The 12,670-nt window shown below is 65.2% G+C and carries 14 protein-coding genes; 5 read left to right on the top strand and 9 right to left on the bottom strand.

Annotation, left to right across the window (positions count from 1 at the left end):
- Positions 1–27 precede the first annotated feature (27 nt).
- A complete protein-coding gene (locus tag ACZY1I_RS23485; protein ID WP_463757868.1) occupies positions 28–609 on the top strand; it encodes a TetR/AcrR family transcriptional regulator in 582 nt (193 codons plus the stop codon).
- Positions 610–715: 106 nt separating this feature from the next.
- Here the strand turns inward: ACZY1I_RS23485 and ACZY1I_RS23480 are convergent, their stop codons facing one another.
- Positions 716–1,693, bottom strand: a complete 978-nt coding sequence (locus ACZY1I_RS23480) for an SDR family NAD(P)-dependent oxidoreductase (RefSeq protein WP_463757865.1) — start codon at positions 1,691–1,693, stop codon at positions 716–718.
- Positions 1,694–1,851: 158 nt separating this feature from the next.
- Here ACZY1I_RS23480 and ACZY1I_RS23475 point away from each other — a divergent pair, with 158 nt between their 5' ends.
- The gene (locus ACZY1I_RS23475) at positions 1,852–2,238 is read left to right on the top strand and encodes a PPOX class F420-dependent oxidoreductase (protein WP_463757863.1); all 387 of its coding nucleotides are present in this window, start codon (positions 1,852–1,854) and stop codon (positions 2,236–2,238) included.
- A gap of 93 nt (positions 2,239–2,331) precedes the next feature.
- Positions 2,332–2,475 carry a hypothetical protein gene (locus ACZY1I_RS23470; RefSeq protein WP_463757860.1) on the top strand — a complete coding sequence of 48 codons (144 nt, stop codon included), beginning with the start codon at positions 2,332–2,334 and terminating at the stop codon, positions 2,473–2,475.
- Between the two features lie 69 nt (positions 2,476–2,544).
- Here the strand turns inward: ACZY1I_RS23470 and ACZY1I_RS23465 are convergent, their stop codons facing one another.
- The 3 genes from ACZY1I_RS23465 to ACZY1I_RS23455 all read right to left on the bottom strand — a co-directional run bounded on the left by ACZY1I_RS23465 (position 2,545) and on the right by ACZY1I_RS23455 (position 3,924).
- The gene (locus tag ACZY1I_RS23465) at positions 2,545–3,273 is read right to left on the bottom strand and encodes a cutinase family protein (RefSeq protein ID WP_463757857.1); all 729 of its coding nucleotides are present in this window, start codon (positions 3,271–3,273) and stop codon (positions 2,545–2,547) included.
- A gap of 213 nt (positions 3,274–3,486) precedes the next feature.
- A complete protein-coding gene (locus ACZY1I_RS23460; RefSeq protein WP_463757855.1) occupies positions 3,487–3,660 on the bottom strand; it encodes a CsbD family protein in 174 nt (57 codons plus the stop codon).
- Between the two features lie 81 nt (positions 3,661–3,741).
- Complete coding sequence (locus tag ACZY1I_RS23455; RefSeq protein ID WP_463757853.1) at positions 3,742–3,924, bottom strand: CsbD family protein; 183 nt, start codon at positions 3,922–3,924, stop codon at positions 3,742–3,744.
- Between the two features lie 66 nt (positions 3,925–3,990).
- On the opposite strand from ACZY1I_RS23455, the gene lipL reads away from it, so the two are divergent.
- Complete coding sequence (gene lipL / locus ACZY1I_RS23450; RefSeq protein ID WP_463757851.1) at positions 3,991–5,283, top strand: esterase/beta-lactamase LipL; 1,293 nt, start codon at positions 3,991–3,993, stop codon at positions 5,281–5,283.
- On the opposite strand, the gene ACZY1I_RS23445 is transcribed toward lipL, so the two are convergent.
- The 3 genes from ACZY1I_RS23445 to ACZY1I_RS23435 are packed head-to-tail and all read right to left on the bottom strand — an operon-like array spanning position 5,280 to position 8,902.
- On the bottom strand, positions 5,280–6,338 hold the full coding sequence (locus ACZY1I_RS23445; RefSeq protein ID WP_463757848.1) for an NAD(P)H-dependent amine dehydrogenase family protein: 1,059 nt from the start codon (positions 6,336–6,338) through the stop codon (positions 5,280–5,282). The genes lipL and ACZY1I_RS23445 overlap by 4 nt on opposite strands.
- A 60-nt stretch (positions 6,339–6,398) precedes the next feature.
- Positions 6,399–7,550, bottom strand: coding sequence for a hypothetical protein (locus tag ACZY1I_RS23440; RefSeq protein ID WP_463757846.1), 1,152 nt, complete (start codon positions 7,548–7,550; stop codon positions 6,399–6,401).
- Positions 7,547–8,902: a hypothetical protein gene (locus ACZY1I_RS23435; protein WP_463757844.1), complete on the bottom strand. Its 1,356-nt coding sequence runs from the start codon at positions 8,900–8,902 to the stop codon at positions 7,547–7,549. The genes ACZY1I_RS23440 and ACZY1I_RS23435 overlap by 4 nt, the downstream gene beginning before the upstream one ends.
- A gap of 321 nt (positions 8,903–9,223) precedes the next feature.
- On the opposite strand from ACZY1I_RS23435, the gene ACZY1I_RS23430 reads away from it, so the two are divergent.
- Entirely contained in the window at positions 9,224–9,508 is a 285-nt protein-coding gene (locus ACZY1I_RS23430; protein WP_463757970.1) for a hypothetical protein, read from the top strand.
- A 22-nt stretch (positions 9,509–9,530) separates the two neighbouring features.
- On the opposite strand, the gene ACZY1I_RS23425 is transcribed toward ACZY1I_RS23430, so the two are convergent.
- Positions 9,531–10,901, bottom strand: a complete 1,371-nt coding sequence (locus tag ACZY1I_RS23425) for a CHAT domain-containing protein (RefSeq protein WP_463757841.1) — start codon at positions 10,899–10,901, stop codon at positions 9,531–9,533.
- Positions 10,898–12,628, bottom strand: a complete 1,731-nt coding sequence (locus ACZY1I_RS23420; protein ID WP_463757837.1) for a hypothetical protein — start codon at positions 12,626–12,628, stop codon at positions 10,898–10,900. The genes ACZY1I_RS23425 and ACZY1I_RS23420 overlap by 4 nt, the downstream gene beginning before the upstream one ends.
- Positions 12,629–12,670: the final 42 nt, after the last annotated feature.

The following is a 12,670-nucleotide window of genomic DNA, read 5'->3' as shown; positions in this document are numbered from 1 at the left end:
GTAAACCGATCGGTGTATAGTCGCAACATGGACGAAGCTGGACCGCGCCCCGGGATCGGGGCGCGTGAGCGCATAGAGCAAGCGGCTGCCCAGCTTTTCTACCGGCATGGAATCCACGCCACCGGTGTCGAACTGATCGCGCAACAAGCCAAGGTGTCTAAACGCACTCTTTACCAACACTTCTCGAGCAAGGCTGAGTTGGTAGCGGATTACCTTCGTGCCTACGACGCCGCGGGCGGCACCCCCGCAGAGAAGCGTCTGGATGACACTGGTCTGCCTGCCCGGGATCGGCTACTGGCCATTTTCCAAGCGCCGCGGGCAGAAGTCGTGCGGGGCTGTCCCTTTCACAACGCCGCGGTTGAATCCGCCGGCGTGCTGGGCAGTGTTGACACCATAGTGCGAGACCACAAGGTAGAGTTCACCCGTCGTCTCGCGGCCGTCGCCCAAGAGGCGGGCGCTGCGGATTCCTACCTGCTGGGCCAGCAGTTGGCGGTGTTGTTCGAAGGCGCTACTGCGATGGCCACGTCGCTGAATGACGGTGCGCCCGTTGTGCATGCGCGAGCGGCGGCAGCAGCTCTGATCGACGCCGCGGTGCAGTCGTCGGGCTAGTCGCGATCGCAAGGGCGGCGGAGCCGGGCGCAGCGGGTCGCGACCGTCGGGCTAGTCGCGATCGCAAGGGCGGCGGAGCCGGGCGCAGCGGGTCGCGACCGTCTGGCTACGCCCGCAGCGCAGCCACCGTGTCCGCGAGGGTCGTTCGGGCGTCGCGGAAGCTGATGCCGAGTTCACGTTCTGCGGGCGAGTCGTCTGAGTCTGGCATCTGTGTGTAGTACTGCATCCCCGCCGCGGTGAACGGATTGTCAAACGGCAGATACGGTCCCACGAAGTCGAGTATCGTGCCGGCAGCGCGTAATACGCTGTCGGGCACCGGAACCGCGACAACCGGGGTGTCTGCGACGTCGCCGAGTAGCTGCGCCAGATCGCCCACCGGAATCCGGTGGCCACCAACCATGTAGCGGCGCGGCCCCCGGCCAGGCTCGAGCAGTGCCGCGTGCAGCGCTGCCACATCGCGGACATCGATGACCGTCCAGGCCGCACTGCGGCCTGGAATAGTGTGAATCTGCAGCGCCGCCCGGACGCCCTCGCCAGCCTCCCCGTACTGGTCGCCGACGGGCGGGCCGAGAACCATGCCGGGGTATGTGATGTTCACCGGCGCCCCGGCGTCCTGCAGGCCGCGAGCGTAGATCTCCACCTGCGCCTTGGATGTCCCGTAGCCGTCTGAACCACCGACCACCGGCAGGTCCGCCGTCAGCATCTCCAAGTTGGGATGAAAGAGCGCGGTGAAGCTCGACACGTGCACGACCGGATCGAGGCCCATCTGGACGGCCTGACCGAGTACGTTGCGGGCGCCTTCCATGTTGGTGGCGAGCATCTGCGCGGTCTGCCGCGGGTCGGTCGCGACCAGGGCGGCGCTGTGCACAACGGCATCGCACCCTTGAAGTGCGTTGCGGACCGAGTCGCGGTCCGTGATGTCGCCCACCACGAAATTCGAGGTATCGACGCCGAGTGCGGCCACCGACGTCTGCAGACGCTCGGGCTTTCGAACCAAAAACTTGACCTCGTGCCCGGCATCGGCGACGGCTTTCGCGGTCCACCCGCCGACGAATCCCGTACCTCCAGTAACAAGAACGTGCATGAACGCATTGTGCAGCCGGCGCCCGGGCCTCGCTCGAATGGGGGGCTTGTTGTGTGCTCCGCCACATCGACCACGTGGTTTCCAGCTTTGCTACGTAGGGTAGTTAAGAATCTGAATGATCACCCTCGGGGGTGACCCCTGCCTGGAGGAAGCGACGCGTGGCCATCACATTCAAGGACGTGATCAAGTCCAAGTACTTGCTGTTGACGACTTTCACCAAGGACGGGCGACCCAAGCCGACCGCGATCTGGGGTGTGCCGGATGGCGACCGACTGCTCATCATCACCGATGACGAGTCGTGGAAGGTTAAGCGAATCCGCAACACGCCCCGGGTGACTCTCGCGAAGAGTGGATCACTGGGCAAGCCGAAGAGCGATGGCGTCGAGGGGATCGCCACGATCCTGCCGAAGTCGGAGACCCGACGGGTGTACAACGCGGTGCTCAAGCGGTACTGGTACCACGCCTGGTGGTTCTACGCTCATTCGATCGTGCGTGGCGGGATCGACAAGGTGCACGTCGGGCTCGAGGTCAAGCCCGCCGCTTAACGCTCGGCGCGTCGGGTCGCGACCATCGGTGTCGGCGCGATCGCAAGCGCGGCGGGTCGCGACCATCGCTGTCGGCCTGCCACCATAGAAGGCGTGTCCACCGCAATCATTGTGACGACGTTGGTCCTCCTGGGATTTGGCATCGTGATCAACGGGTTGTTCCGGCTGCGGAAGTGGCTCAAGAATTCTCCGCAGCTACCGGAGCCTTTGGATTTCGACTCAGACGAGTCCGACTGACACCGTGAACACGCGCAAAATCGCCTAAAACCCAAGGGCTGAAGGCGATTTAACGTCTGCTCGGCGGAGTTACAGGTGACTGGCGGCGAACTCGGCTGCCTGGCCCGTCATCCCATTCGCGGGATAAATCGTGTGCGCGAAAGTGGGCGTCGTGCCGCCGCCGGCGCAAATGGTGTCACCTTCGGCGCACAATTCCAGGGTCTTGGACTGGTACAGCGGACCGATGGTGATCTGCGGGGCGTTGTACGTACTCAAGAATTCCGGTGAGGGAGTTCCGAATAGCGTCACCGCGGCGACGTGGCTGGCGATGTCCGGCGACAACGGCTTCGGCACCGCTGCGGCGGGCACGCCTGCCGGTACCGCGGGTGACGTGACGAAGCCGGCAACGGCCGCTCCCTGGGAGTAACCGCCCAGCACTTCCCTGGTATTGGGGCAACTCGCCGCCATGGACTGGATGTGGTTGCCCGCATCGCGGATGCCTTCGATCACGCTCAGCGGAAAGTCGCTGCTTTGGAAGTCAGTGCTGGCCTGATAGTTGACCGAATACACGCCGAGCGACCGGTTACCGATCTGCGACTGCAGCGCATCGACGAACGGTCCGCCGACACTGCCGACACCGGCAGGCTCCCCACTACCGCGAGCGAATACCACCTCGACGTCGGGACACGGGGCCGCCGACGCGGGGGCTGGTTCCAGGAGTAGAGCAAAGGCGCCCAGCAACGCTGTCGCCCCGATCGCCACTGCGACACGGCGCGCCACGTGGACGCCATTTCGATGTGTTCGATATTTCCGTGTCATAGCGCACCCCAAACTGATTTCGATGACCCACTTGTAATTGGAATATCCAAAAGACGCAGGTTCAATCCCCAAAATGGAAAGCTGCCCCACGCGTACACGGGCAAGCCGTATTCGCGCGGGGCAGCTCCGCAGTGCAACGCGATCTAGATTGGTGACAGACAGCAACTACAGGCACCGAAATGCCTTGGCGCTGTTGTCGATCCGAACGCGCGCCTACTTCTTGAAAGCGTCTTTGATTTTCTCGCCGGCGTCTTTGAGGCTGGACTTCGCCTGGTCGACGCGACCCTCGTTCTCGGTGCTCTTGTCACCGGTGGCACGTCCAATGCCCTCTTTGGCCTTGCCGCCCAGGTCTTCGATCTTGTTCTTGACCTTGTCTTCGGTGCTCATGCAAACACTCCTCTTTATCTTTCAGTCTTTCGCCTGACCCAGGTTGAGTACCCGAGTGCCGGTGATCCCAAAACCTGTCACTCAGTACCGGGGTTGCCGCCGGAAGGCGTCCTTTACCCGCTCCCCGGTGTCCTTGAGGTTTGCTTTGGTTTGGTCCACTTTGCCTTCGTACTGGGTGCGACGGTTGCCGGTGAGTTTGCCGACGGTCTCTTTGGCCTTACCGCTCCAGTACTGAGCCCTGTTCGCCAATCGGTTCGTAGCCATATGTTGCGCATACCCGCTGACTGATAGCTTCATTCTCGTGAGGGCAATGCAGCCTGGAGAATTTCGGTGACGTCAACCGACCTACTTGTCGCCGGCGGGGGCTTGCCGCGCGGAGTGTCGGGCGCCGCCGATCCGCACTTCAAGAACGCCATCAAGATTTTCGCGCAACTGTTTCCTGGCCGCCGGTTCGGCGGGGGAGCCCTCAGCGTCTACATCGAGGGCCGCCCAGTGGTCGATGTGTGGACGGGATGGTCGGACCGGGCCGGTACGCAGGACTGGACCGCCGATACCGGGGCCATGGTGTTCTCGGCCACGAAGGGCGTCGCCTCCACCGTGATCCACCGCCTGGCTGATCGCGGATTGCTGTCCTACGAGGCGCCGGTCGCCGATTACTGGCCGGAGTTCGCGGCCAACGGAAAAGGCGACATCACGGTCAACGAAGTGATGCGGCATCGATCCGGGCTGTCGCACTTGAAAGGCGTTGGCAAGACCGAATTGATGGATCACCTGCTGATGGAGCAGAAGTTGGCTGCGGCCGCGCCTGACCACTTGCGGGGCGTGCAGGCGTATCACGCACTCACTTACGGCTGGCTGCTGTCCGGGTTGACGCGCGCGGTGACGGGCAAAGGTATGCGCGAGTTGATCCGTCAGGAAGTGGCTGACCCGCTGAAAGCCGAGGGCGTGCATCTGGGCCGTCCGCCGGAAAACTCGCCGATCCGACCGGCGCAGATTCTGCTACCGCAGGGCAAGCTGCGAGCCCCGATATTCAATTTCATCGCACCCAAAGTGGCCGGCCTGCCGTTCTCCGGTGCCATGGGGGCGATGTACTTCCCCGGCGTCATCTCCCTGGTCAAGGGGGATACCCCGTTTCTTGACGGCGAGGTTCCGGGTGCCAACGGGGTGGTGACGGGCCGCGGGCTTGCCAAAATGTACGGCGCCTTGGCCAACGAAGGCCGCATCGACGGCCAGCAGTACCTCTCGGACGAGTTGGCGCGCGGCTTGGGCGGCAGGACCGGTAGGAAGTGGCCGGACGCAAACATGGTGGTGCCCATGCCTTTTCACCTGGGCTACCACGAGTCGCCGGTGCCCGGCTTGTTGCGCGGGTACGGCCACGTCGGTCTGGGCGGAACCTTGGGCTGGGCGGATCCCGAAACGGCCAGCTCATTCGGTTTCGTGCATAACCGACTTCTGACCCCGCTGTTGTTCGACATGGGATCGTTCGCGGGCTTGGCCCGCCCACTGCGCAACGCCATCGAGGCGGCCCGCCACCAGGGGCCGTGCGAGGTCCCGTTGTTCGGCGCGCCGTACGCGCCTCCGGTGCAGTCAAAAACGTTGTCGGGCAACGTCGCTGAAGGTTAGCCTGCCGGCAGTGAGCCTCGTGGTAGCGACAGCGGAAGGTCTGCGTAGGTGGCGATTCCGGGGGCCGCCGCAACAACACTCGGGATCGCGTTGATCGCGGGCATTGCCGTCATAATGTGCCCGAGCGCCATGAACTCTTCGAGCGTCGTGGCCGCAAAGTACGGCGGCGGAAGGAATCCGACCTTGGTGGTTACCGTGGGCTGTCCGTCGATCTGAATGACCCAGCCGTCCTGCTCGATCTGCCAGTTGGGTTCGAGAGTCTGCCCCTTTTTCCAACGGACGTTGAGGTCGACGACGGTATTTCCGCCGACTATGCCCTGCCAGCTGATGTAGACGCCCGCGACACATCCGGCCGGGATTGTCCACGAGGCCATCTCGAGATCGGCTGTCGTTTGGGCGAATTCGGCGACGCAGCGAACTTCGTCGAGTTCGACACCCAGTGCGTCGGCGACCAGGCGGACCGCCTCGGCGAAGACGGCGGTTCCCTTGGCGGCCATCGCCTGCAGTTCCGGGTGGTCGATCGGCTGGCCGAAGCCCACCGGCTTCTCGGTTTCCGGCGAGTCGTAGAAAGTGGTGTCGGCTGCCTCGTTGACGGTGACCTTGTCGACCCGGTTGCACACCAGCGCCGACACGATGGCCAACAGCTCGGCGAAGCCTGGGCTGATGCCGGACCCGAAGATCGTCGCGCCGCCCTCCTGGCAGGCCGCCACGATCCGGTCGCGCCCTTCGCCCAGGTTATGCCCGGTGATGAACGCCGCCGTCGTAACCACATTCACACCCGCCGAGAGGATGCGGACCAGTTCGTCGAGGTTGATCCACATCGGGTTGTAGACGACGCAATCCGGTTTCAGCGACAGCAGCGCGTCGACGTCGTGGGTTGCGGCCACTCCCAGCGGCTCGATGCCGACGAGTTCGCCGGCGTCGCGCCCGGACTTCTCCGGGGACCACGCGTAACAACCGACCAGTTCGAACTGGGGGTTGGCGGCGAGTGACTGTAACGAGCTCTTACCGACGTTTCCGGTCGTCCACTGCACGACCCGATATTTGTTGGGCACTCGCTCAGCATAGGGAAGGGGGGCGCGCTTCGACAGAGGGCCGCCACTTCGCGATCGCCGCTAGTAGGCCGATTCCCCGGCGAGGATCTCGGCCAGAAATGCGTCCTGCGGCGGATCGTCCAGGCGCCCCCGCACCCAGCGCCGGACCCGGTCGCGTACTTCTCGGGGCTCGGCGGACTCGGGCATCGGGGCGCCGATGGCCACCGATGTCGTGGGCCAATCGTGGTTCCAGGCGGCCGATTCGGACAGCGCGTGGTGCTGGGCGTTGACCAGTGGAACCGTGGCACGCCCGCCCGCGTCGAGGGCAGCGGCGCCGCTCACGTCGCCGGAGAGCACCCTGACCGCAATGTCGGTGGCTGTTTCGGGCCCGATTACGGCAGCCTGCACGACGGCGACGACCGCGGGACCGGCGTGCTCGACGCTCCAGTCAACGGTGTCCTCGGCAGCATCGAAGATGCCCGGAGGCACCGCACCCCAGTTGATCGATGCGACACCGCGGCCGATCGCACCCGTACGCGGGCCCGTGTCAGTCCCCGCGGCCAGTGCATAATCGTCGCGGAACCCTGTCGGCATCGCCAGGGTCTCACCCGAATCTTCCACTGCAGCAGCCAGTTCCATCCAATCGATGCCATCAAGTCCGACCTCGCCGGCAAGCTCGGCGCCAGCCCGCACCAGGTCGAATACGCGTGGATCGTCAGTGGTGACGTGGGCGATCAGCGCCACGGCGTGCGGGGCCAACAACTCCGTCACGTCCGAATCCAGCGTGTCGTCGATGAAGAAATCCTGGGCACCCGCCGTCAGCAGGGCTACCTCGACATCGAGCAGAGCCCGGTCGAGGCCCGCGACACCATCGCGTTGGCTGGCCGGCCACCAGCGGCGTAACCAATGGCCGATCGCCAGTCGGCGCAATGGCACCAGCGAATCGGGGACCATCTCGATGCCGGTGATTTCCAGGGACTGCGTAGCGCCCTCACCGGCTTCCACCGCCGATAGCAGCGCGATGTGACCGGACTGGCCGACTACGCGCCACAGCCAATCGGCACGGGTCTGATCGGTGAAAGTGATCTGGGTGGCGGCGTCGCCCATTGGGTCGTCGACGATCCAGGACAACACCGCTCCGCTAACCTCCAGCACCGCGACCAGCGGCGACGCCGCCTGCGAGTGTTCGGTCGGCCCGGTGACCCAAAGCCCGGATTCGGTGTTCAGTCTCATCCCGCCACCTGCAATTCCAGCATCGACTTGATTCGCTGCCGATGATCGAGGCTCACCGACCTGGCTACCCCCTCCAACAGGGACCGCACGTCATCGACGTCCTCACACGGTTCCTGCCAGACGTCGCGTCCATGCAGTCGGGCCCACAATCGGCTCAGATACGGCTGGGCGTAAGAGGACAGATCGTCGACCACCTGCTGTTGCCGCGGGTGCATCGGCCCGCCCTCGACCAGGTATCGGCGGGCGTGCAGCACGTAGGCTTCCTTGCGCAGCCGCGCCTGGATCTGGGCGGCCAACCCGTAGCGAGTGGTGACCGATCGATCCAACGGCGCCAGTTCGACCGCTATCTCGATGCCGGCCACCAGCGTGGCCTGCTTGTCCTCGGCCAGCAGTCCCCACGGGGCGCAGGCCCGGTCCACCTCTTCGGCGCACAAGAACGGGATGTCGGGTAGTGCGTCGCGGTCCAGGGCGCGCCGCAAGGTGGCACGCACCCGGTCCACCACAGTGCGATCCAGCGGACGATCGCTGTCCGAACCACTGACAACTTCCGGTTGTTGTTGTGGCGCAGCAGAACTCAGGCCCAACTTGACGATCGACCAAGGCAGTTCGGCCGCGTCGACACGTGCCAGCGCGCCCAGGTTGTACGGCGTGGCATCGGCGATGACGGCGGACCAGACGCGCTGGCGCGCGGTGGCCGCATTGTGGGATCTGGCTGCGTGGGATCTGGCGCTGCCGTTGGACGCGCCGAGCACGGTGGCCAACTCCGTCAAGAACGGCTCGAGCACGGTGTCCTCGGCCCGCACATCGCGCCAACTGCGGTCGAGTTGCGCCGCCAGTCGTGAAACAACCTCGGCACTTGCCACGTACTCGTGCAGGACCTCGATCGCGGTGCGATCCCTGCCCTGGTGCACGTCATGCAGGATTGCGGCCGCGGCGTCGCGATCCTGTGGCGTAGGTGCGCCTTTCGTCACCGCGAGCTCGAAGCACACCGGGAAGTAGAGTTCCTGGGCATTACCACTGCGTATCCGCAGTCGGCGTCGCTCGAGCTTGAGTACCTCGAACCAGCTTGCCGCGAAACGCAATTGATCAGCATTGCCGACGATGAGTTCGTGCATCGCCGCAGCGGTGTCGGCGGCCACGGCGGGCGTTGAATACTGCGGGTTGGACCGCAGGCGCAGCACCAGTGGATCGATGATGCGTTTGATGGTTCGGCTCAGCGGTCCGCCGTCGTCACTGCTGAGGACCTCGACCCCGGGACCGATTGTGCGCCACGCTTGGTCGATCACCGCGCGGCGCGGGTGTCCCGCGACGCGATCCTGTAGGACAGGCTGTACCTGCGGATCGGCGCTCATGACCACAGGATAGGTGCACAGTCGAAAATACTGGTACCCGAAAAGTTGGGTTCGGTAGCCGTTTGGCCGCTCCAAGCTGGTCGTATGAGAAAGTCGACGAGGTTGGCTGTCGGCGCCCAGATCGCCTTGATTGCAACCACCATCCTGTATCTTTCCGTCCGCGAATTGTGGATCCCCGCGGCCAGTCTGGCCGTTGCTGCTGTCTCCGTCCTTCTCGTCGGCCGGGTCGCCTGCAGTGCCCGCCATGCCGCGGACGACGGTCTTGCCATGGGACCGTCGCGATCGCAAGCGCGGCGGTGCCGCGGGCAGCGGGTCGCGACCATGGGACCGTCGCGATCGCAAGCGCGGCGGTGCCGCGGGCAGCGGGTCGCGACCATGGGATTGGGCACCGTGCGGGCCGTTGCCGACGACCGCCAGATCTGGATCGAAGTGTCCAGCGTGCGCGGCGATACCTTCATCGGTCGGCTGATGGACGTCGAGTCCGACGCGGACCTGTCCGCGTTGCGTCCGGGCCTGGTCATGCTGGTGGCATTCGATCCCGCTGCCCGAGAGGAGCTTTCGCTTCCGGACGATGTATTGGCCGTGCGGGCGTCGGCGCTGGCTTGACAGCGGTCCTCTGGCGCGCTGATCACCGCGCGCCGTCGACGGCGAAGGTGACCAGCGCGCCCCAGAACAGCGGGCTCGCCGCGACTGCGCCGTCCCGCCAGCGCCGCATCTGTGCGCGCTGCCAGCGGTTCACCGCGAGCCCGGCGTTGGTGTCTTCATGCGCGCGGTCCACCGCGACAACGACTTCGGCCATCGGGTCGGTCAATTCACCACCGGTGGTGCCGAATTGCCGGTAGGCCGCCGTAGTCGGCAGCGACCACAACGTCGCGGTCACCAGTTGCGCGCCACCCAGGATCATCGCCGCCACCAAGCCGGTCGCCTCGTCGAACTGATAGTCCCCGCCGGAAGCGCAGGCCAACAGGGCCACCCGCGGTGGCATCTGCAGGCGCAACGACATCAGGTCCGACGCGGTCAACGGTCGGTGATTGCCGATGGCCGCGGCATCTCCGGATACCGCTGCGGTGCAGGCGAGATGCAGCGAAGCTCGGGCGGCATGGCTCACCTGGCCATCCGCCGAGCTGGCGTGCCCGACGTACACCAGGCGGCTCGGGTGCTGCGCCAGCAACTCCGCCAGCCACCTGCGGTCGGCGTCCTGACGTCGGAAAAGTTCCACCGCCTTCTCGACATCCGGCAGCACGGTGCGTCGCCGCATCAGCTCGGCGAAATGCTGCGCCAACGGTGTCTCATCCGATGGCCTGCCCAGTACCGATCCGAGCGCGGAGTCCGGCCGCTGCCCGGGCACCCGGGGATCCAGGATCAGCAGCGGCGGGCTGCCCTCCCGGTCAGTGAACCTCGTGGATGCGCGCGGTGCGTGCACGATGTTCTGCGGCACCGCCAGCAGCACCTCGGTCAACTCCATCAGCCGCACACCATCCGTGTGTTCGTTGACATCGGCTAATTGCCAAGGGATTCGGGCGGCGACAGAACCGCTGGCGGTGATCGCGTCGCAGCGCGCATGCACCAATTCTTCTTTGCTCGGGCCCGACTTCGGCATCGCCAGCAGCCCCCAGGGAATTCGTGCCAGGCGGGCGCTGGGGGAGACGAACAGCATGGGGCGCGATTCCACAGACTCGGCCACACACTCGGTCAGGAGTTGCCATCCGGCGGCGTTGATCAGCAGCACGCCGAGAATGTAGGCAACTGTCAGTTCGGCGTCCGGCGTCGCGAACGCACCGCGGGCAAGTGCTCGCTCGATAGCGTCTCGCCGGCTCTCGGCCCCGGACGGCTCGGGGAGTGCGTCGGCCAGTTCGGCCAAGGCCGCCAACAGAATTGGCTCCTCGATCACCCAATTGACCGTTCGTGCCGGTTGACCCACAATCCGCAGACTCGCGTAGGTGGCGACCCCGACGTCGGCGTAGCGGAGCACCAACGTCAGCGAGTCCGGGTCGCTCATGGCCAAGTCGACCAGGCCGGCTCGGCGGCGGTGACATCGCGGCCGTATCGCTGCAGTGCCAGTGCGCGGTAGTGACTCATGATCGGCGCAGCATCCGGTTGCATCCGTAGCGGCGGCAACGGGCCGAGCCGGGTCAGTGAACTGCCGCCCTGTACCGACGGCCCGGCGGCGGCTGTCGCCGGTTCGAGTTCATCGCCGGTGTCGATGAAGGCGGGGGCCGCGGCGGTCGATTCCCACTCGCCGACTTGCCGCTCTTGCTGCTCACTGTTGAAAGTGCCTCGTGCACTGTGATATTCAACAAGTTCACTGATCAAACCGGTGTTCTCCCACTCCCAGGCGACGGCGAATGCGCTGGCCAGAATCGGCGCCGAAACACGCGCCGCCCAGCGTGATCTTGCGTCGGCGTCGGCGATCGAGTAGCGGACGGAGTCGACGGCCAGCGCCGCCGGCAGCTTCAGCTCAGCGGCCCGCTCGAGCTTGGTCATTGCGCGCCAATACTCCGGAGTTCCGACCTCGCCGCGCAAGATGCCGAGCGACTCGGCGTGTATCGCTTCGTTCTCCTGTAGCGACTCGTCCGGGTCGCCTGAGCCGTCAAAACCTAGGTCCGCCAGAGCATCTGCCCGCCATACTGTCCCCAGGTGGTTGTCCAGCAAGGCGTATTGCAGCCAACTACTGCGCGGCGACGAGTCGAGCAACTCGCGGGCCTGGGCGATCAGTTCGACGGCGTCCGCGAAGCGGCCCCAGAAGATGGCAATCCAGCTGCGCTGCAACAGGATGCGATGCAAATAGAGCGGCTTGCCCAATTCGCGCCAGTGCTGTTCGGCCTGCTCCCAGCATTGGTCGGCGGCTTCCAACGCCCCGCTGCCCAGCCGGATGAGGCCCAGGTAAAGCCAGCAGCGAGCTACTTCGTGAGCTCGTTCGTAGCGGGCGATCACCGAGTATGCCTCCGACACCAGTTGCTCGGTCGTGACGTGGTCGCCAACCGCCCAAGATGCCGCCGCGCGTTCCAATTGTGATCTGGCGTTTGCTAATTCCCAACCTTTGGCCTGTGCTCGCGCACCGGCGCGCCGCAGCCATGGCTCCGCTTCGGAGAGTCGCCCGGTTTCGATGCAGAATCTGCCGTATGCGGTGGCCGCCGAGACCCACAGGTGGTCTGCGTAGTCGCCGCCGTCGGGTTGATTCAGTGCGTCGAGCACCGACTCCCACAGCGGCATCGAGCGCACGTGAAGGTCGTCGTCACACAATGCCGACGCACAGAGCATCCGGGCGTTGCTGAGCAGGTGTCGGTGCTCGTCGGCGAGGTCAGGGAAGGTGACATCGGTGTCGGCCAGTGCACCCAGCGCTGCCTCGGCGCCTTCATGATCACCCTGGGCCGCAGCCAATCCGGTTTGTAAGAACTGGGCTCGCCGGGAATAGCGTCGAACCATGTGCGCGATCTCCGCCTCGGAGATGTGCACCTGGCGGGCCGCCTCCGGCATCGTGCCGGCGAGGATGCCCTGGTAGATGTTCAAGGGCTCGCGAATGCGCTGGATACATTCCGGCACTCCGTCGTTCGCGCCCCTGGCCAGGTAGATCTCGCCGAGTTGCGCAAAGACCTCCAGTGCCAGATCGTCGCGATCCGCTTGCTCGATTCTAGGGAGAAGGGACAGCAGCAGATCTCGCGCCGCGACCTCGTCGGCGGCGAATGTCAGCTGACGCGCCCGTTCGAGGTCGTCGGAGATCGACACGGCTGCATCATAAATCCGATTGCCCGTCCTGGCCCCAATCCG

It is taken from the genome of Mycobacterium sp. IDUB_37 (genome assembly GCF_055419245.1).
Note: the sequence above shows the minus strand (reverse complement) of the source record. Positions and strands in the feature narration are given on the sequence as shown.

Bases quoted from the DNA above. Each gene is read 5' to 3' on its own strand.
- ACZY1I_RS23430 (WP_463757970.1), top strand. From the start codon at position 9,224: ATGGGACCGTCGCGATCGCAAGCGCGGCGGTGCCGCGGGCAGCGGGTC.
- ACZY1I_RS23485 (WP_463757868.1), top strand. From the start codon at position 28: ATGGACGAAGCTGGACCGCGCCCCGGGATCGGGGCGCGTGAGCGCATA.
- ACZY1I_RS23465 (WP_463757857.1), bottom strand. From the start codon at position 3,273: ATGACACGGAAATATCGAACACATCGAAATGGCGTCCACGTGGCGCGC.
- ACZY1I_RS23455 (WP_463757853.1), bottom strand. From the start codon at position 3,924: ATGGCTACGAACCGATTGGCGAACAGGGCTCAGTACTGGAGCGGTAAG.
- ACZY1I_RS23425 (WP_463757841.1), bottom strand. From the start codon at position 10,901: ATGAGCGACCCGGACTCGCTGACGTTGGTGCTCCGCTACGCCGACGTC.
- ACZY1I_RS23460 (WP_463757855.1), bottom strand. From the start codon at position 3,660: ATGAGCACCGAAGACAAGGTCAAGAACAAGATCGAAGACCTGGGCGGC.
- ACZY1I_RS23435 (WP_463757844.1), bottom strand. From the start codon at position 8,902: ATGAGCGCCGATCCGCAGGTACAGCCTGTCCTACAGGATCGCGTCGCG.
- ACZY1I_RS23440 (WP_463757846.1), bottom strand. From the start codon at position 7,550: ATGAGACTGAACACCGAATCCGGGCTTTGGGTCACCGGGCCGACCGAA.
- ACZY1I_RS23480 (WP_463757865.1), bottom strand. From the start codon at position 1,693: ATGCACGTTCTTGTTACTGGAGGTACGGGATTCGTCGGCGGGTGGACC.